The sequence below is a fragment of the Natronosporangium hydrolyticum genome (assembly GCF_016925615.1).
Classification (GTDB): domain Bacteria; phylum Actinomycetota; class Actinomycetes; order Mycobacteriales; family Micromonosporaceae; genus Natronosporangium; species Natronosporangium hydrolyticum.
Genome location: NZ_CP070499.1, coordinates 829,954 through 846,972, shown reverse-complemented (window position 1 = coordinate 846,972; position 17,019 = coordinate 829,954). Strand labels below are relative to the sequence as shown.

The following is a 17,019-nucleotide window of genomic DNA, read 5'->3' as shown; positions in this document are numbered from 1 at the left end:
GCCGGCTAGAACGAGTCGGCTGGCTGGTAGGCCCCCCAGGTTTCGCGCAGCGCGTCACAGACCTCACCGACGGTCGCTCTGGCGCGCAGGGCATCCTTCATCGGCCACAGCACGTTGTCGGTGCCGGCCGCCGCCTCCCGCAGCGCGGTGAGGGCGGCGGTGACGGCCGGCTGGTCCCGGTCGGCCCGCAGCCGGGCCAGCCGCTGCGCCTGCGCTGCCTCGATGGTCGGGTCCACCGGCATCGGTTCGTACGGATCGTCGGTGTCGGTCTGGTATTTGTTGACCCCGACCACCACCCGCTCGCCCCGGTCGATTTCCTGCGAGATCCGGTACGCCGAGGCTTCGATCTCCCGCTTCTGGAAACCGGCCTCGATCGCGTCCACCGCCGAGCCGTAGCTGGCGACCCGCGCCATCAGCTCCCGGGCACCGGACTCCACATCGTCGGTCATAGCCTCCACCGCGTACGAGCCGGCGAACGGATCCACGGTGGCGGTGAGGTCGGTCTCGTTAGCCAACACCTGTTGGGTACGCAGGGCGAGCCGGGCCGCCTTCTCGTTGGGCAGCGCGATCGCCTCGTCGTACGCGTTGGTGTGCAGCGACTGGGTGCCGCCCATCACCGCGGCCAGTGCCTGGACCGCAACCCGGATCAGGTTCACCTCCGGCTGCTGGGCGGTGAGCTGCACCCCCGCGGTCTGGGTGTGGAACCGCAGCATCAACGACTTCGGGTCGGTGGCGCCGAACTCCTCCCGCATCAGCCGGGCCCAGATCCGCCGGGCCGCCCGGAACTTCGCCACCTCTTCCAACAGGGTGGTCCGGGCGACGAAGAAGAAGGACAGTCGGGGCGCGAACTCGTCCACCTTCAGGCCGGCGGCGAGGGCGGCGCGGACGTAGTCGACGCCGTTGGCGAGCGTGAAGGCGACCTCCTGCACCGGGCTCGCGCCGGCCTCCGCCATGTGGTAGCCGGAGATCGAGATGGTGTTCCACTTCGGCAGTTCGGCCCGGCAGTAGGCGAAGGTGTCGGCGACCAGCCGCAGCGACGGCTTCGGCGGGAAGATGTAGGTGCCCCGGGCGATGTACTCCTTGAGGATGTCGTTCTGGATGGTGCCGGTCAGCGCCGCCGGGTCGACCCCCTGCTCCTCGGCGACGAGCTGGTAGAGCAGCAGCAGCACGCTGCCCGGAGCGTTGATCGTCATCGAGGTGGAGACCTCGTTCAGCGGGATCCGGTCGAAGAGCACCCGCATGTCCTCGATCGAGTCGATCGCTACCCCGACCTTGCCCACCTCGCCCTGCGCCAACGGCGCGTCCGAGTCGTACCCCATCTGGGTGGGCAGATCGAAGGCGACGGAGAGCCCGGTGGTGCCGGCGGCGCGCAGCTGGTGGTAGCGGGCGTTGGACTCGGCGGCGGTCCCGAACCCGGCATATTGCCGCATAGTCCACGGACGGGCGGTATACATGCTGGAGTAGACACCCCGGGTATATGGGTAGGTACCCGGCCCGCCGAGTCGCTCAGGCAGGTCATCCGAGAGATCTTCCGGACCGTATACCGGTTTGATGACAAACCCGGACTCACTTCCGCGCCCCGGCTTCGCTGCTTCGCCCATACCCGCTAGGTTAGTTGCCGTCCCTCACTTCAGCCTCGGCGGCGGTAACTGTGACTGACCCCTTTGCTCCGCGTGCGGCCTCCGTACGTTCCGACTACTCCGACAGCGAGCGAGCTGGCCCCGGCACCATGGTCAGCGGCCGCTACACCCTCCGGGCCGCGGTCGGCCACGGTGGCATGGGCACGGTCTGGCGCGCCAGCGACAGTCAGCTCGGCCGCAACGTGGCGGTCAAGGAGGTGGTGCCACCCCCGGGGATCGCCCCGGAAGACCGGGACTCGATGTATCAGCGCATGATGCGCGAGGCCCGCGCCGCCGCCAGCCTCTCCCACCCCGGCATCGTACAAGTGTACGATGTGGTCACCGACAGTGGTCGCCCGTGGGTCGTTATGGAGTTGCTGGACGCCCGCAGTCTCTCTGATGTGGTGCTCCAAGATGGACCCCTCGCGCAACGCGCGGTCGCGAAGATCGGCGTCGCCCTGCTCGGCGCCCTGGAGGTGGCGCACGCGGCCGGGGTCCTCCACCGTGACGTGAAACCCGCCAATGTGCTCATCTGCACCGATGGCCGCTGCGTGCTGACCGACTTCGGGGTCGCCCGGATGCCCACCGACCAGCAGCTGACCACCCCGGGCATGGTGTTGGGTTCGCCGCACTTCATCTCCCCGGAGCGGGCGATGGGCGCGCCGTTCGGTCCCCCCAGCGATCTCTTCTCCCTAGGGGTCACGCTCTACACGGCGGTCGAGGGCCGGCCGCCGTTCGACAAGAGCGAACCGATCGCGACCATGCACTCGGTGGTCGAGGACGAGCCACCGCCGCCGCACCGCGCCGGGCCGCTCACCGAGGTGCTCTACGGCCTGCTTGAGAAGAACCCCGACCGCCGATGGGACGCCACCCGGGCCCGGCAGACCCTGCGGGATCTGCTCGCCGGACCGCTCGCCGCCCAACCCAACCAGTTCCCCACCGACCCGTACTCGGTCGTGCCGACCCAGCGGCAGCCCTGGCAGGATGCCGCGCCGGCCACGCCGAAGAAACGGCGCAAGGTCGGCGGCCGGGCCCTACTCGGCCCCGATGAGCAGCCGACCGAACGCCGCGACCAGCCGGGCGATCCCGCGCGTGACCGGCGCGACGCGGAGCCGGCGCGGGCCCCGGCCGACGACTCGACCGCCGCCTTCGCCGCGCCGGACCTCCCCGACACCGGCGAGTGGCCGGCCCCCGCGCCGGAAGACACCGCCGCCAACGAGCTCCCCGAGGCGGCGTCGGTGACCTGGCGGGACGCTGGCGACCGCACTCCCGGCACGCGGAGCCGGCGAGCGCAACGGCCCGGCCAGAACCAACCCCGGGAGGCGGCGACCCGGGCGGGCGTGGCTGCCCGACAGGCGGGCGCGCAGGGCCTCGCGGCGCTGCAACGGCTACCGCGGCAGGCCCAGATCGCCGCCGCCGCGGGGGTGGCGATGGTGGTGCTGATCGTCGGCGCGTGGCTGTTCACCGGTGGCGGCGACGACGAGGAGGTCGGCGCTCCGGTCGACGCAGCAGCCGACCCGGAGCCGACTACCGCGCCGGAGCAGGGTCCACAGATCGAGGTCGAGGAGTACGCGGGCCGCGGGGTGGTGCTGAACTATCCAGCGCAGTGGCGACCGATCCCGGACGATCCCGATCGCTCATATATCGACTTTGTAGACCCCGATGAGGCACGTTCGGCGGCCCGGCTGGTGGTGGAGCCCTGGGGTGGCGAGCCGGAGCGGCTGGTGCTGACCGCCGAGGAGAACATCCAGGCGAACACGGCCACCTGTGCCGCAGCCTACGAGCGACTCGATCTCCGGGAGATCGAGATGGCGGGTCGCACCGGGGCGTTACTGGAGTACACCTGCGGTGAGGGCGAAGAGCAGAGCTGGGCCCGCTGGGCGACAGTGGTCCACGACGGGCAGGCCTACTCGGTCCGGTTGACGGTCCAGGCGAGCGAGTTCGAACAGTATGAGCCGGTCTTCGACGAGCTGATCCGCTCCTTCCAGATCACCGACTGACCTGACCGCCGGGGACGCCCGCCGGGGACGCACCACGGCGCCTGCTGCGGCACTCACTACGGCGCGCTACTCGTCGGGACCGTGGTGCCGTCCGCCCCGCCGGTCCCACCCGTCCCGAAATCGACCTTAAGGTGCAAACTTCTCACATATCACCACAAAAGAAGTTTCACGTCATTACCTGAGAAACCCTCGTGAAGCATTCTCGCGTCGCTAATCTGTACATAGCGCAAGAACAGCGCAAACCACCACACAGAGGGAGTGACGGAACAGTGAACACGAAGTTTGTGAGCAAGGTCATCGGCGGCGCGGCGCTGGGCACCGCGGTCATGCTCTTCGGCGCCCCGGGCTCGGTCTCGGCCGCGGCCGACGACCCGTACTACGGCCTGGAGCAGACCAACGTGACGATCATCGACGCCGACGCGTTCGGCCAGGCCGCGGAGGCGGTCGCGATCGGCACCGGCGACGCGGTGGCGTTCAACCTCGCCGCGGTGATCCAGGTGAACCTCGCCCTGGATGAGGAGTTCGCCAGCCTCGCCTGCAGCTACAGCGCCTCGCTCAACGGGGAGGACAGCGACGCTGCGGAGATCCTGGCGGCCGACGAGGTCCAGTCGGTGGACGACGCGATCAAGTGGCTGGAGAAGCTCAACGGCGACAACGGCACCGAGTGCGAGGTCGAGAACGGCGTCAACGGCAACGACAACGGCACCGACGAAAATGGCGCCGACGAGAACGGCGACTGGAAGAAGGACGACAAGAAGGACGGCAAGAAGGACCTGAAGGACCTCGAGCCGCTGTTCGAGTGAGCCGGCTCCCCGCCACCTGAGCGGTAGCCCGGGAAGTTTCCAGCGGCGCAGCACCTGATCAGGTGCTGCGCCGCTGACGTGTGCCCGACAGCGGGTACGCCGGGCCGGCCGCTGCTCCCGGGTTAGGCTCTGGATCATGCGATCCGGCGCGCCTGACCCCAGCCTGCTTGACCAGGTACGCGCCTGGATCGACGACGACCCGGACCCGGCCGACCGGGCCGAGCTCACCGACCTGTTGCGGCGCTGGCCCGACACCGCAGTCGAACTCGCCGACCGGTTCGCCGGCCCGCTCCAGTTCGGCACCGCCGGCCTACGCGGCCCCCTACGCGCCGGCCCCAACGGCATGAACCTCGCTGTCGTCCGCGGCGCCGCCGCCGGCCTCAACCGTTGGCTCGACCGGCACGGCGCGGCCGGCCCGATCGTCATCGGCTACGACGCCCGCCACGGGTCGCGCCGGTTCGCCGAAGAGACCGCCCGGGTCGCCACCGGCCAGGGCCGCCCGGCCACGCTCCTGCCCCAGCCCCTGCCCACCCCGGTGCTGGCCTACGCGGTCCGGGCCACCGGCGCCGCCGCCGGGGTGATGGTCACCGCGAGCCACAACCCGCCCGGTGACAACGGTTACAAGGTCTACCTCGGCGAGCAGCTGGGCGGGGCCGACGGCGCCGGCGCCCAGATCGCCCCACCGGCCGACGCGGAGATCGAGGCGGCGATCCGGTCGGTGGGACCGCTCACCGAGGTGCCGCTCGGCCCGGCCGGTGCCGTGGCCGGCACCGAACTCGTCGAGGCGTACGTGGCGGCTGCGGCGACCCTGGTTGATCCGACCACCCCCCGAGCGCTACGGATCGCGTACACCCCGCTGCACGGAGTCGGGGCGAGAGTCTTCACCGAGGTGCTGACCCGCGCCGGGTTCCCGGCCCCGGAGCTGGTGCCGAGCCAGACCGAGCCGGATCCCGATTTCCCCACCGTCGCCTTCCCCAACCCGGAGGAGCCAGGAGCCCTGGACGCGCTGCTGGCCACCGCGGCCCGGGCCGCAGCCGACCTCGCCATCGCCCACGACCCGGACGCCGATCGTTGCGCGGTAGCGATCCCCGCCCCAGCCGGGGACGGCTGGCGGATGCTGACCGGCGACGAATTGGGGATCCTCCTCGCCGACCAGCTGCTCCGCCGCGGCGCCCCGGGCCGGTACGCGACCACCATCGTGTCGTCGTCACTGCTACGGGCCCTCTGCGCGGCCCGCGGGGTTCCCCACACCGAGACCCTCACCGGGTTCAAGTGGATCGTACGGGCCGGTGTCGATCTCGCCTACGGTTACGAGGAGGCGCTGGGTTACTGCGTTGCGCCGCAGCTGGTCCGGGACAAAGACGGGATCACCGCGGGCCTACTCGCGTGCGAGCTCGCCGCGACGCTGCGCGCCGAGGGCCGCAGCCTGACCGACCGGCTGATCGAGCTAGCCGCCGAGTTCGGGGTCTACGTCACCGGCCAGGTCTCGCTCCGCCGTGCCAACCTGGCCGAGGTGGACGAGGTGATGGCCGGGCTGCGCCAGGCTCCGCCCACCACGCTGCTGAACGAGCCGGTCGCGACGGTGACGGACCGCTGGCCGGACGCGGATGTGCTGACCCTCCACACCGAACGGGCCCGGTTGGTGTTGCGCCCGTCGGGCACGGAACCGAAGCTCAAGGCGTACCTGGAGGTGGTGGCACCAGCGCCGGAGCCGGCCGGCGTGGCCGATGCCCAAACCGCGGCGCGGACGGCGCTGGCGGCGCTGCACGACGAGGTGACCGACCTGCTAGCCCCGGGGGCTTAGCGCCCGCCGGGGCCCGCGCGGGTTAATACCAGCCGTTGTTCTGGAAGAACGCCCAGGCGGCGTCGGGGCTGCCGTAGCGGTCGCTGATGTAGCCCAACCCCCACCGGATCTGGGTGGCCGGGTTGGTCTCCCAGTCGGAGCCGGCGGAGGCCATTTTGTTGCCGGGTAGCGCCTGCGGGATGCCGTACGCCCCGGACCCTCCGTTGTGGGCTTGGTGGTTCCAGCCACTCTCGCGGGTCCACAGCGAGTCCAACGCCGGCATCTGGTCGAGCCCGAACCCGAACTCGGAGAGCAGCGCGCAACCGATCGCCCGGTTACCGGAGTACTCCTCGCAGTCGGCCGGGATGTCCGGCAGCGAGGTGGCCGGCGGGCCGGAGGGCGAAGCTGGCGCCTGGGGCACCTGGCGCGCCTCCGGCGCCTGCGCCCGCGGCACGGTCACTCCGACCGCACCGGGCGGCAGCGGGGCGCGAGCCAACCCGCGCGAGACCGAATCGTCAGCATACTCCGCGCGCTGGTCCAGCACAGTGTTGAGGTTGCTCGCCGGGGCGGCGACCACCGTGCCGTCGTCACCACCGACGTTGCCGCCGGTGATCCCGAAGGCGGCGCCGATCACGACCGCGCCAGCGGCACCGGCCGCCGCGGTACGGGCGATCCGGTGCTCTTCACGGACGTGCCGTGGAATGTGGTCCCGGCGGCGATGCCCCTTCGGGCGCTGCTGGGAACTCGGGGGGCTAAGGGCGGCCACGATCCAGCACCTTTCCGTATAGCGGCGCGGCGCGCTAGCCCTGGCAACCTCTCTACCGAGAAAAGTGAAGTACGCCACAGGCAAGATCACGATACGCAGTCACCACGACACCCGTTGTCCCGTTGGGTCGACCCGTAGCGGCGGGGGGAGCCTTCCCCGCAACCCGTCCGATTCCCGGCTACTGTGTAGGAATGCTGGGTTTGCCCGACCATATTCGCGCCTGCCTGTTCGACCTGGACGGGGTGCTGACCCCGACCGCCGAGGTACACAAGGCCGCCTGGGAAGAGACGTTCAACCAGTATCTCCAGTCGCGAGCGGAGACTACTGGGGAGCCGTTCGTACCATTCGACCCTGGCCACGACTACCACACGTACGTGGACGGAAAGACCCGCGCGGACGGCGTCCGGTCTTTCCTGACCAGCCGCGGCGTCACGTTGCCGGAGGGGGAACCGGACGACCCGGGCAGCTCCGACACCGTCCACGGCTTGGGAAACCGCAAGAACGTCCTGCTGCTCGCGCAGCTTCGCGAGCGAGGGGTCGCCGCCTTCCCGGGGTCGGTGGCCTATCTACAAGCGGTAACCGCCGCCGGGCTGCGCCGGGCGGTCGTCTCCGCCAGCGCCAATTGCCGCGAGGTGGTCGCCGCCGCCGGCCTGGCGGACCTGCTGGAGGTACGCGTGGACGGCGTCACCGCGCGGGAGGTGGGGCTGCGCGGCAAGCCGGCGCCCGACACCTTCCTGACCGCCGCCGAGCAGCTCGGGGTCGCGCCCGCTGAGGCTGCGGTCTTCGAGGACGCGATCGCCGGTGTAGAGGCCGGCCGAGCTGGCGGCTTCGGGTACGTGGTCGGCGTCGACCGGGTGGGACAGGCCGAGGCCTTGAAGCGGCATGGCGCGGATATTGTGGTCCGCGATCTCGCCGAGCTACTCAGCGACGGCGCCCCTTCCCAGGCCAATGACCAACCACAATGGAGCCCGCGATGATCCGTGAACGTGCATACCCCGTGGAGCCCTGGCACGTCCGCGAAACCCGACTCGACCTGGACGTACTCGCTCAGTCCGAGTCGGTCTTCGCGTTGTCCAACGGGCACGTCGGGCTGCGCGGCAACCTCGACGAGGGGGAACCGCACGGGCTGCCCGGCAGTTACCTGAACTCGTTCTACGAGCTCCGTCCTTTGCCCCACGCTGAGGCGGGCTACGGCTACCCCGAAGAGGGTCAGACCGTGGTAAACGTCACCAACGGCAAGCTGATCCGGCTGCTCGTCGACGACGAGCCCTTCGACGTCCGCTACGGCGAACTGCGCTCCCACGAACGGGTGCTGGACCTGCGGTCCGGCACCGTCGAACGAAAGGTCGACTGGGTCTCCCCCGCCGGCCGTGCGATCCGGGTCCACTCGACTCGGCTGGTCTCGTTCACCCAGCGTGCGGTCGCGGCGATCTGTTACGACGTGGAGCCACTGGATGGCCCGGCCCGGTTGGTCATCCAGTCCGGACTGGTCGCCAACGAAGAGCTCCCCATCACCAAGGCCGACCCCCGGGTCGCGGCCGCGCTCCGGGAGCCGTTGCAGGCCGAGCAGCACATCTCCAACGGGGGCAGCGGCCTGCTCATCCACCGCACCAAGGTAAGCGGCCTGCGGATCGCCGCCGCTATGTCCCATGTGGTTGATGGTCCGCCGGATGTGGTGGTAAACACCGACGCCTTCCCGGACTGGGCGCGCACCACCATCGCTTGCGTGGTCCAGCCCGGGCAGCGGCTGCGGGTGGTGAAATTCCTGGCCTACGGGTGGTCCAGCCAGCGGTCGGTACCCGCGCTGCGGGACCAGGTCGGGGCGGCGCTCGCCGCTGCCCGCTTCACCGGCTGGGAAGGGTTGTGCCGCGACCAACGCGAGTACCTCGACACCTTCTGGGACGCCGCCGACGTCAAGGTGGAGGGCGACCCCGAGGTCCAGCAGGCGGTTCGGTTCGGCATGTTCCACGTGCTGCAGGCCGGCGCCCGCAACGAGATGCGGCCGATCCCCGCCAAGGGGCTCACCGGCCCCGGGTACGACGGACATGTGTTCTGGGATACCGAGATGTTCGCGCTCCCGGTGTTGATCTACACCAAGCCACAGGCCGCCGCCCAGGTGCTTCGATGGCGTCACGCCACCCTCGACCTAGCCCGGGAGCGCGCCCGCACGCTCGGCCTCCGGGGCGCCGCCTTCCCCTGGCGGACCATCCGCGGCCAGGAGTGTTCGGGCTACTGGCCCGCGGGCACCGCAGCCTTCCACATCGGAGCTGACATCGCCGACGCCACCATGCGCTACATCCAGGTCACCGGCGATGAGGCCTTCGAACGCGAGGTCGGCCTGGAACTGTTGGTGGAGACCGCCCGCCTGTGGCGTTCGTTGGGGCACCACGACCGTCACGGCCAGTTCCACATCGACGGGGTGACCGGCCCGGACGAGTACACCGCTGTCTTCAACGACAACCTCTACACCAACCTGATGGCACAGCGGAACATGCTCGGCGCCGCCGAGGCCGCCGCCCGCCACCCGGAGTTGGCGCGCAGCCTCGGCGTGGACGAGGAGGAGGCCGCCTCGTGGCGGGACGCGTCCCGCGCCATGGTCGTCCCCTTCGACGAGGAGCTGGGGGTCCACCAGCAGGTTGAGGGGTTCACCCGGTTCCAGGAGTGGGACTTCGCCTCCACCAAGCCCGAGGACTACCCGCTGCTGCTCACCCACCCGTACTTCGACATCTACCGGCGGCAGGTGATCAAGCAGGCCGACCTGGTGCTGGCGATGCACTGGCGGGGCGACGCCTTCACCAACGAGCAGAAGGAACGCAACTTCCAGTATTACGAGGCCCGGACGGTCCGCGACTCCTCTCTCTCTGCCTGCACCCAGGCGGTGCTCGCCGCGGAGACCGGCCACCTGGAGTTGGCCCACGACTACCTGGGCGAGGCGGCGCTGATCGACCTGCACGACTCCCACGCCAACACCAGCGACGGGGTGCACCTGGCGGCGCTCGCCGGCGCCTGGATCGCGCTGGTAGCCGGGTTCGGCGGGATGCGCGACCACGACGGGGTGCTCTCATTCGCGCCGCGGCTGCCCAGCCGGATCGGCCGGCTCGACTTCTCGCTGCTGTGGCGCGGACTCCGGCTGCGGGTCAGTGTGCGGCCCGATGAGGTCACCTACTTCCTGCGCGAAGGTGACCACGAGGACGGTTCTCGGATGGAGCTGCTCCACCATGGCGAGCCGGTGACGGTGGCGATCGGCAAGCCGGTCACCCGACCGATCCCGGAGGATGCGACCGTGGCCGGTCCGGAGCCACAGCAGCCACCAGGGCGCGCCCCGGTCCGCCGCTCCTACTTCGTCTCCGAACCCGAGTAGTAGACGCTCCTGGGTGGCCGGGGAGGGATCTTGCGCCCGGATAAGTCGGACTTATCTGTACGCAAGATCCCTCCCCGGCAAACCAAGTTGCGGATCTAGAAGCGGGGCATGCCGCCGAATTGCCGGTCGCCCGCGTCGCCCAACCCGGGGACGATGAACGCCTGCTCGTTGAGGCGCGTGTCGATCGCCGCGGTGACCAGCCGCAACGGCAGGCCCGCCCGGCGCAGCCGCTCGACCCCCTCCGGGGCCGCCAGCACGCAGAGCACCGTGATATCCCGGCAGCCGCGGTCAGCCAGCAGCCGGCAGCAGTGCTCCAGCGAGCCGCCGGTCGCCAGCATCGGATCCAGCACCAGCACCGACAAGCCGGTCAGGTCCGCCGGCAACGACTCCAGGTACGCCCGGGGCTCGAAGGTCGACTCATCCCGGGCCAGCCCGACGAACCCCATCGACGACTCCGGGAGCAGCGCGAGCGCCGCGTCCGCCATCCCGAGCCCGGCTCGCAGCACCGGCACCAGCAGCGGCGGGTCGGCCACCCGTACCCCTTCGGTCGGCGCTACCGGGGTGACGATCGGGAACCGGGCGACCGCCACCGACCGGGTCGCTTCATAGACCAGCATGGTGGTCAGGTCGTGCAGCGCGGCCCGGAAGGACCCGGCGTCGGTGCCGGCGGCGCGCAGCGCGGTGAGCCGGGTCTGCGCCAACGGATGATCCACGACGTGTACGTCCACCGGCTCAACCTATCCGGCCGGTGGTGAGCTGCCGGAGGTGGTAGCTGGGGTAAATCACGGCCGACGCATCTCCGACAGTTGGAGTTCGACCAACTCAGGTATCCGCAGGGTACGGCCGAAATGGGCAGCAGCGTCAGCGCGGGAGCTGACTATCGCCGGCTTGCGGGTCACGCGCCGCCACGTCACCATTGCATGGAGTCGATGGACACTGGCACGGGCGGGGACGACTGTTGCGACTACTCAGAACGGTCCGACCACGACCCGTCGTCCCTGATAACGGCTGCCCGCGACCGCGGGCAGCCGACGATCCGCCGACGACTGTGGCGATGGCCTCATGAGGGTGGCGATCTTCGGTGCCGGTGTCGCCGGATTGACCGCCGCCGCCGCCCTGCACCGGCGGGTCAACCACTGCCGGGTCTACGAGCGACGGCACCGCGGCGCCGCTGGCGGGCTCGGCTTCATCATGTCGGCCCAGGCGCTCGCCGACCTCCAGGCGCTGGGCCTGCCGGACACCGCGGCCCGCGCCGGCGTCCCGCTGCGGGAGTTCTGCCGGTACCGCCCGGACGGCACGCTGGCACATACCCGGCCGATGCCGACCGGATGGCGGGGGATGCGCCGGGCGGACCTGGTCGCGGCGCTGCGGCACGCGCTACCCGCCGAGACCATGGTCGCCGGCACCGCCTTGACCGGGCTGACCCGCGCCCGCGACGGCGGAGTCGGCGCGGCGCTGCTGACCAACGACCTGGATGACGCGTGGCAACTGCGGGCCGACCTCTATCTGGCCGCCGACGGTGCCCGTTCGGTCGCCCGGCAGACGCTCTACCCGGCTTGGCCGCACCGCCCGGCCCGGGTGTGGGAGGTGGTCGCGTACGCCCACGATCCCGCGATCAGCGCCTGGGCGGGTTCGGATTTCCACAAGTTCGCCATCCCTGGTCTCGCCGCCGGCATCCTGCCGGTCGGCGACGACACGGTGGTCTGGTTCATCCAGTTCGACCGGTTCCGGTTCACCCCGCCCGCTACCCCCGACCCGACCCGGGCGTTGGCTCACCAGCTGATCGGCGACTGGGGCCACCCGCTGCCCTCGCTGCTACGCGCCACCGACTTCTCCCAGGCGCATCTGTGGCAGCCGGTCGATACCGACCTCCTCCCCCGGCTCCACTCCGGTAATCTGGCGCTGGTCGGCGACGCTGCCCACCCGCTGCTCCCGTTCACGAGTCAGGGTGTCGCCGCCGCAATCGCGGGCGTACGGGATCTGGCCTCCGCACTGGAGCAGCACTGCTCGCTTCCGGCGGCGCTGGAGACGTACTCCGCCTCGTGCCGAGCGCGGTGTGCTCCGTACATCGGGCAGGGGCGGGAGCTGACACGCCGGTTTCTACAACCGGACGGCCGGGCCGACGACCTGCTCCCGGTCTCCACATAGTTGGCTAGGGGACAGAGATGGCCGGAGCCGAGTTCAGCGACGCAGCGGTGCCGCGCGAGTTGCTGCGCCGCCGGGCGTACAACCTGCGGTGGGCGCAGCAACCGGACGATGTGATTCCGTTGACCGCGGCCGACAGCGACTTTCCGGTCAGCCCGGCGGTACGGGAGCGGCTGACCCAGTTCGTGGCCGACGGGCTGTTCAACTACGGCCCGCCGGAAGGGCTCCCAGAGTTCCGGGCGACGCTGGCGCAGTGGTATACCGAGCGCCGCGGCGTGCCGTACGAGCCCACCGCGGTGCTGGCCACCGACAGCGCCGCCGCCGCGATGACGGTCGTGGCCAGGGCGAGCCTCGCCCCCGGCGACGAGGTGTTGATCCCGGATCCGGTGGATTTTCTGTTCGAGCACGCGATCCGCCGCGCTGGCGCGATCCCGGTCCGGGTGCCGCTGGCGCCGAAGACCACGGCGACCGATTACGTCGCCGCACTCGGCGCCCGGCTCACCTCCCGGACCCGGATGGTCTGGTTATGCAATCCGCACAATCCGTGGGGGACGGTCCCTACCCGGCGGTGGCTGCAGGCGGTCGCCCGCTGGGCCGTCAGACACCGGCTGCGGCTGCTCAGCGATGAGGTGTGGGCCGACATCACCTACCCGCCGCACCGGTGTACGAGCGTGGCGGCGCTCGCCCCCGAGATCGCCGCGCAGACCGTGACGATCTACGGCTTCTCGAAGAACTTCGCGCTCGCGGGCCTGCGGGTCGGGGCGGTGCTCTGCACCGATCCGACCTGGCGCGAGGAGATCGTGACCGCCGCGGATGTCCGCAGCACCGCCGCCGGAGTGAGCGTGCTCTCGCAGGTGGCCGCGGTCGCGGCGATGCAGGCGGGGGAGCCGTGGCTCGCCGAGTTCCTCAGCCACCTGCGTAAGCAGCGCGACCTGGTGCTGGGTCGGCTACGGCGGTGGCCGGGCGTCGCCACTCGCCCGCCGCAGGGCACCTTCGTGGCCTTCCCCGACCTGTCCCGCCTCGACCCGGACGCCGAGCACCTGTGCCAGCACTTCGAGCACAAGGCGAAGGTGGCGCTGGTGCCCGGCTCGCCCCGGTGGTTCGGTCCGGGCGCCGCGGGGCATGTCCGGATCAGCTTCGCCACCTCCCGGGAGATCCTCACCGAGGCGTTCGACCGGTTGGACCCGGTAGTCTTCGAGCTCGCCTCTGGCCGGTGATCACCTACGCCGAGTCCCCCCACGTACACTGCGGGGCATGACGGCTACGGCGGCACCACTGGCGGAGGTGGCGGGGTCGCAGACGGCGCTGCGGGCCTTTCTGCACGGGCTTCCCGGGGTCGACCAGGTCGGCGCCGAGCAGCGGGCGGCCGGCCTCGCCACCCGTTCGATCAAGACCACCGCGAAGGCGTGGGCGCTCGACCTCGCAGTCCGGATGATCGACCTGACCACGCTTGAGGGCGCCGACACCCCCGGTAAGGTGCGGGCGCTCTGCGCCAAGGCGCAGCGCCCCGACCCCACCGACCCGACCTGCCCACCGGTGGCGGCGGTCTGCGTCTACCCGGCGCTGGTGCCGGTCGCCGCCGATGCGCTGGCCGGGTCCGGCGTGCACGTGGCAAGCGTCGCGACCGCGTTCCCGGCCGGCCAGTCGCCGCTGCCGGGGCGGCTCACGGAGACCGCCGAGGCGGTCGCCGCGGGCGCCGATGAGATCGACATGGTGATCAACCGGGGGGCGTTCCTGGCCGGCCGCTACCTGGAGGTCTACGAGGAGATCGCGGCGGTCAAACAGGCCTGCGGCGAGGCCCACCTCAAGGTGATCCTGGAGACCGGGGAGCTGGTCACCTACGACAACGTCCGGCGGGCCGCGTGGCTGGCCATCCTCGCCGGCGCCGATGTCGTCAAGACCTCCACCGGCAAGGTGCAGCCCGCCGCCACGTTGCCGGTGACCATGGTGTTGCTGGAGGCGGTGCGCGACGCCCGCGACGTGACCGGCCGCCAGGTGGGGGTGAAGGCCGCCGGTGGGATCCGGTCGGCGAAAGACGCCATCCGCTACCTGGTGCTGGTCAACGAGGTCGCCGGGGCCGAGTGGCTCGACCCGGCCTGGTTCCGATTCGGCGCCTCGACGCTGCTGAACGACCTGTTGATGCAGCGCCAGCGGCTGGCCACCGGGCACTACTCCGGCCCCGACTACGTCACCCTGGACTAGGGTCGCTACCGCGCCGCCGGGTGAGATAGGACACGTGATGCCACAGTTCGAGTACGCCCCCGCCCCCGAGTCGCGCGAGCTGGCCTCGATCCAGGCCAGCTACCGGCTGTTCATCGGCGGCGAGTTCGTCGATCCGACCGACGGTGACGTGGGTAAGACCGTCAACCCCGCCACCGAAGAGGTGCTCGCCGAGGTCGCCGAGGCCGGCGCCGCCGACGTGGACGCCGCGGTCCGCGCCGCCCGGACGGCGTACGAGCAGGTCTGGGGGCCGATGCCCGGCAGCGAGCGGGCGAAGTATCTGTTCCGGATCGCCCGGTTGATCGCCGAACGGTCCCGGGAGTTGGCGGTGCTGGAGTCGCTGGACAACGGCAAGCCGATCCGGGAATCGCGGGATGTGGACCTGCCGCAGGTCGCCGCGTACTTCTTCTACTACGCCGGTTGGGCCGACAAACTGCCCTACGCCGGTTTCGGGCCGCAGCCACAGCCGCTGGGAGTGGCCGGCCAGGTCATTCCGTGGAATTTCCCGTTGCTGATGCTCGCCTGGAAGATCGCACCAGCGCTCGCCTGCGGCAACACGGTGGTGCTCAAGCCCGCCGAGACGACGCCGCTGACCGCGCTCCGGTTCGCCGAGATCTGCCAGCAGGCCGACCTGCCGCCCGGAGTAGTGAACATCGTCACCGGGGCGGGCGAGACCGGCGCGGCCCTGGTGGGCCATCCTGGTGTGGACAAACTCGCCTTCACCGGCTCCACCGAGGTGGGCAAGCAGATCGCCCGCCGAGTCGCGGGCACTCGCAAACGGCTCACCCTGGAGCTGGGCGGCAAGGCGGCGAACATCGTCTTCGACGACGCCCCGGTCGATCAGGCGGTGGAGGGGATCGTCAACGGCATCTTCTTCAACCAGGGCCAGGTCTGCTGCGCCGGCTCCCGACTGCTGGTCCAGGAGTCGGTGGCGGAGCCGCTGCTGGCGGCCCTGCGGCGCCGGATGGCGACGCTGCGGGTAGGAGATCCGCTGGACAAGAACACCGATGTCGGCGCCGTCAACTCCGCAGCCCAGCTGGCACGGATCACCGAACTCGCGCAGGCCGGGGCGGCCGAAGGCGCGCAGCCGTGGTCGCCACCGTGCCAACTGCCCGAGCGCGGTTTCTGGTTCGCCCCCACTATCTTCACCGGAGTCACCCAGGCTCACCGAATCGCCCGGGAGGAGATCTTCGGCCCGGTGCTGTCGGTGCTGACCTTCCGGACCCCGGCGGAGGCGGTGGAGAAGGCGAACAACACGCCGTACGGGCTGTCGGCGGGAATCTGGAGCGAGAAGGGGTCGCGCATCCTGTCGGTGGCGGACCAGCTGCGGGCCGGTGTGGTGTGGGCGAACACGTTCAACCGGTTCGACCCGACCTCACCGTTCGGCGGCTACCGGGAGTCGGGCTATGGCCGCGAAGGCGGCCGGCACGGGCTGGAGGCCTACCTTGCACACTGACCAGCAGCCCCGGGTGGGCATCCGGAAGACATACAAGCTCTTCATCGGTGGCGGCTTCCCCCGTAGCGAGTCAGGACGGACCTATCAGGTGGACGACCGCAACATCGCCCTGGCCTCCCGCAAGGATCTACGAGACGCCGTGGTCGCGGCCCGCGGCGCGACCCGAAAATGGGCCGGCGCGACCGCTTACAACCGGGGGCAGATCCTCTACCGCGCCGCCGAGATGCTGGAGGGCCGGGCGGACGAGTTCGCCGGGCTCGGGGTGCCGGCGGCGGAGATCACCGCCGCGGTCGACCGGTGGGTGTGGTATGCCGGCTGGACCGACAAGGTCACCCAGGTGTACGGCGGGGCGAACCCGGTCGCGGGGCCCTACTTCAACCTCTCCGCCCCGGAACCGACCGGCGTCGTCGGAGTGCTCGCACCGACAAACTCGCCGCTGTTGGGGCTGGTCAGCGTCGTCGCACCGGTGATCGCCACCGGCAACACCGCGGTGGTGCTCGCCGCCGAGGGGTACCCGGTGGCCGCCATCAGCCTGGCGGAGACGCTCGCCACAGCCGACCTACCGGGCGGCGTGGTGAACATCCTCACCGGACGTCCGGCCGAGACCGCCCCGTGGCTGGCGGCCCACGCCGACGTCAACGCGCTCGACCTCGCCGGCGCCACCGATCCAGAGCTGGCCACGGCGCTGGAGGAGGCGGCGGCGGGCACCCTCAAGCGGGTGCTCCGGCCGGCGACCACGCCGGTCGACTGGCGCGCCGACCCGGGGCTCACCCGGCTGACCACCTTCCTAGAGACCAAGACGGTCTGGCACCCGAAAGGGACCTGATCACCCCGGCGGCAAACAGCCCGGGGAGGTACGGGTGGCC

Annotated in this window: 13 protein-coding genes; 10 read left to right on the top strand and 3 right to left on the bottom strand. The window is 70.8% G+C overall.

The genetic code is table 11. The annotated features are described in order from the left end of the window. Positions 1 to 5 precede the first annotated feature (5 nt). On the bottom strand, positions 6 to 1,601 hold the full coding sequence (locus tag JQS43_RS03830; RefSeq protein WP_239677673.1) for an acyl-CoA mutase large subunit family protein: 1,596 nt from the start codon (positions 1,599 to 1,601) through the stop codon (positions 6 to 8). Positions 1,602 to 1,651: 50 nt separating this feature from the next. On the opposite strand from JQS43_RS03830, the gene JQS43_RS03825 reads away from it, so the two are divergent. From JQS43_RS03825 to JQS43_RS03815, 3 genes are all read left to right on the top strand, one after another. Then, positions 1,652 to 3,619 (top strand): serine/threonine-protein kinase, encoded by a 1,968-nt coding sequence (locus JQS43_RS03825; RefSeq protein ID WP_275581013.1) that lies wholly within the window; start codon positions 1,652 to 1,654, stop codon positions 3,617 to 3,619. Between the two features lie 269 nt (positions 3,620 to 3,888). Continuing rightward, positions 3,889 to 4,422, top strand: coding sequence for a hypothetical protein (locus tag JQS43_RS03820; protein WP_239677672.1), 534 nt, complete (start codon positions 3,889 to 3,891; stop codon positions 4,420 to 4,422). A gap of 136 nt (positions 4,423 to 4,558) precedes the next feature. Next, positions 4,559 to 6,226 (top strand): phospho-sugar mutase, encoded by a 1,668-nt coding sequence (locus JQS43_RS03815; RefSeq protein WP_239677671.1) that lies wholly within the window; start codon positions 4,559 to 4,561, stop codon positions 6,224 to 6,226. Positions 6,227 to 6,248: 22 nt separating this feature from the next. Here JQS43_RS03815 and JQS43_RS03810 read toward each other — a convergent pair whose 3' ends face one another. Continuing rightward, complete coding sequence (locus JQS43_RS03810; protein WP_239677670.1) at positions 6,249 to 6,971, bottom strand: aggregation-promoting factor C-terminal-like domain-containing protein; 723 nt, start codon at positions 6,969 to 6,971, stop codon at positions 6,249 to 6,251. A 191-nt stretch (positions 6,972 to 7,162) separates the two neighbouring features. Between JQS43_RS03810 and JQS43_RS03805 the strand changes: the two genes are divergently transcribed. Both JQS43_RS03805 and JQS43_RS03800 read left to right on the top strand, forming a co-directional pair. After that, positions 7,163 to 7,948, top strand: a complete 786-nt coding sequence (locus tag JQS43_RS03805) for an HAD family hydrolase (protein WP_239677669.1) — start codon at positions 7,163 to 7,165, stop codon at positions 7,946 to 7,948. Next, positions 7,945 to 10,332: a glycoside hydrolase family 65 protein gene (locus JQS43_RS03800; RefSeq protein WP_239677668.1), complete on the top strand. Its 2,388-nt coding sequence runs from the start codon at positions 7,945 to 7,947 to the stop codon at positions 10,330 to 10,332. Before JQS43_RS03805 ends, JQS43_RS03800 begins: the two co-directional genes overlap by 4 nt. 95 nt (positions 10,333 to 10,427) lie before the next feature. Here JQS43_RS03800 and upp read toward each other — a convergent pair whose 3' ends face one another. Next, positions 10,428 to 11,060, bottom strand: a complete 633-nt coding sequence (gene upp, locus JQS43_RS03795; protein WP_239677667.1) for a uracil phosphoribosyltransferase — start codon at positions 11,058 to 11,060, stop codon at positions 10,428 to 10,430. Positions 11,061 to 11,394: 334 nt separating this feature from the next. Between upp and JQS43_RS03790 the strand changes: the two genes are divergently transcribed. Genes JQS43_RS03790 through JQS43_RS03770 form a run of 5 tightly spaced genes read left to right on the top strand, consistent with a single transcriptional unit; the run spans position 11,395 to position 16,979 of the window. Further along, positions 11,395 to 12,480, top strand: coding sequence for an FAD-dependent oxidoreductase (locus JQS43_RS03790; RefSeq protein ID WP_239677666.1), 1,086 nt, complete (start codon positions 11,395 to 11,397; stop codon positions 12,478 to 12,480). Between the two features lie 17 nt (positions 12,481 to 12,497). Continuing rightward, positions 12,498 to 13,694: a pyridoxal phosphate-dependent aminotransferase gene (locus JQS43_RS03785; protein WP_239677665.1), complete on the top strand. Its 1,197-nt coding sequence runs from the start codon at positions 12,498 to 12,500 to the stop codon at positions 13,692 to 13,694. Positions 13,695 to 13,731: 37 nt separating this feature from the next. Continuing rightward, positions 13,732 to 14,679, top strand: coding sequence for a deoxyribose-phosphate aldolase (gene deoC, locus JQS43_RS03780; protein ID WP_239677664.1), 948 nt, complete (start codon positions 13,732 to 13,734; stop codon positions 14,677 to 14,679). A 37-nt stretch (positions 14,680 to 14,716) separates the two neighbouring features. Then, a complete protein-coding gene (locus JQS43_RS03775; RefSeq protein ID WP_239677663.1) occupies positions 14,717 to 16,153 on the top strand; it encodes an aldehyde dehydrogenase family protein in 1,437 nt (478 codons plus the stop codon). Continuing rightward, positions 16,104 to 16,979: an aldehyde dehydrogenase family protein gene (locus tag JQS43_RS03770; RefSeq protein ID WP_420847647.1), complete on the top strand. Its 876-nt coding sequence runs from the start codon at positions 16,104 to 16,106 to the stop codon at positions 16,977 to 16,979. The genes JQS43_RS03775 and JQS43_RS03770 overlap by 50 nt, the downstream gene beginning before the upstream one ends. Positions 16,980 to 17,019: the final 40 nt, after the last annotated feature.

Excerpts from the sequence above, each read along its gene's own strand:
- JQS43_RS03830 (WP_239677673.1), bottom strand. The coding sequence starts at position 1,601 with ATGGGCGAAGCAGCGAAGCCGGGGCGCGGAAGTGAGTCCGGGTTTGTC.
- JQS43_RS03815 (WP_239677671.1), top strand. The coding sequence starts at position 4,559 with ATGCGATCCGGCGCGCCTGACCCCAGCCTGCTTGACCAGGTACGCGCC.
- JQS43_RS03805 (WP_239677669.1), top strand. The coding sequence starts at position 7,163 with ATGCTGGGTTTGCCCGACCATATTCGCGCCTGCCTGTTCGACCTGGAC.
- JQS43_RS03800 (WP_239677668.1), top strand. The coding sequence starts at position 7,945 with ATGATCCGTGAACGTGCATACCCCGTGGAGCCCTGGCACGTCCGCGAA.
- JQS43_RS03790 (WP_239677666.1), top strand. The coding sequence starts at position 11,395 with ATGAGGGTGGCGATCTTCGGTGCCGGTGTCGCCGGATTGACCGCCGCC.
- JQS43_RS03785 (WP_239677665.1), top strand. The coding sequence starts at position 12,498 with ATGGCCGGAGCCGAGTTCAGCGACGCAGCGGTGCCGCGCGAGTTGCTG.
- deoC (WP_239677664.1), top strand. The coding sequence starts at position 13,732 with ATGACGGCTACGGCGGCACCACTGGCGGAGGTGGCGGGGTCGCAGACG.
- JQS43_RS03775 (WP_239677663.1), top strand. The coding sequence starts at position 14,717 with ATGCCACAGTTCGAGTACGCCCCCGCCCCCGAGTCGCGCGAGCTGGCC.
- JQS43_RS03770 (WP_420847647.1), top strand. The coding sequence starts at position 16,104 with ATGGCCGCGAAGGCGGCCGGCACGGGCTGGAGGCCTACCTTGCACACT.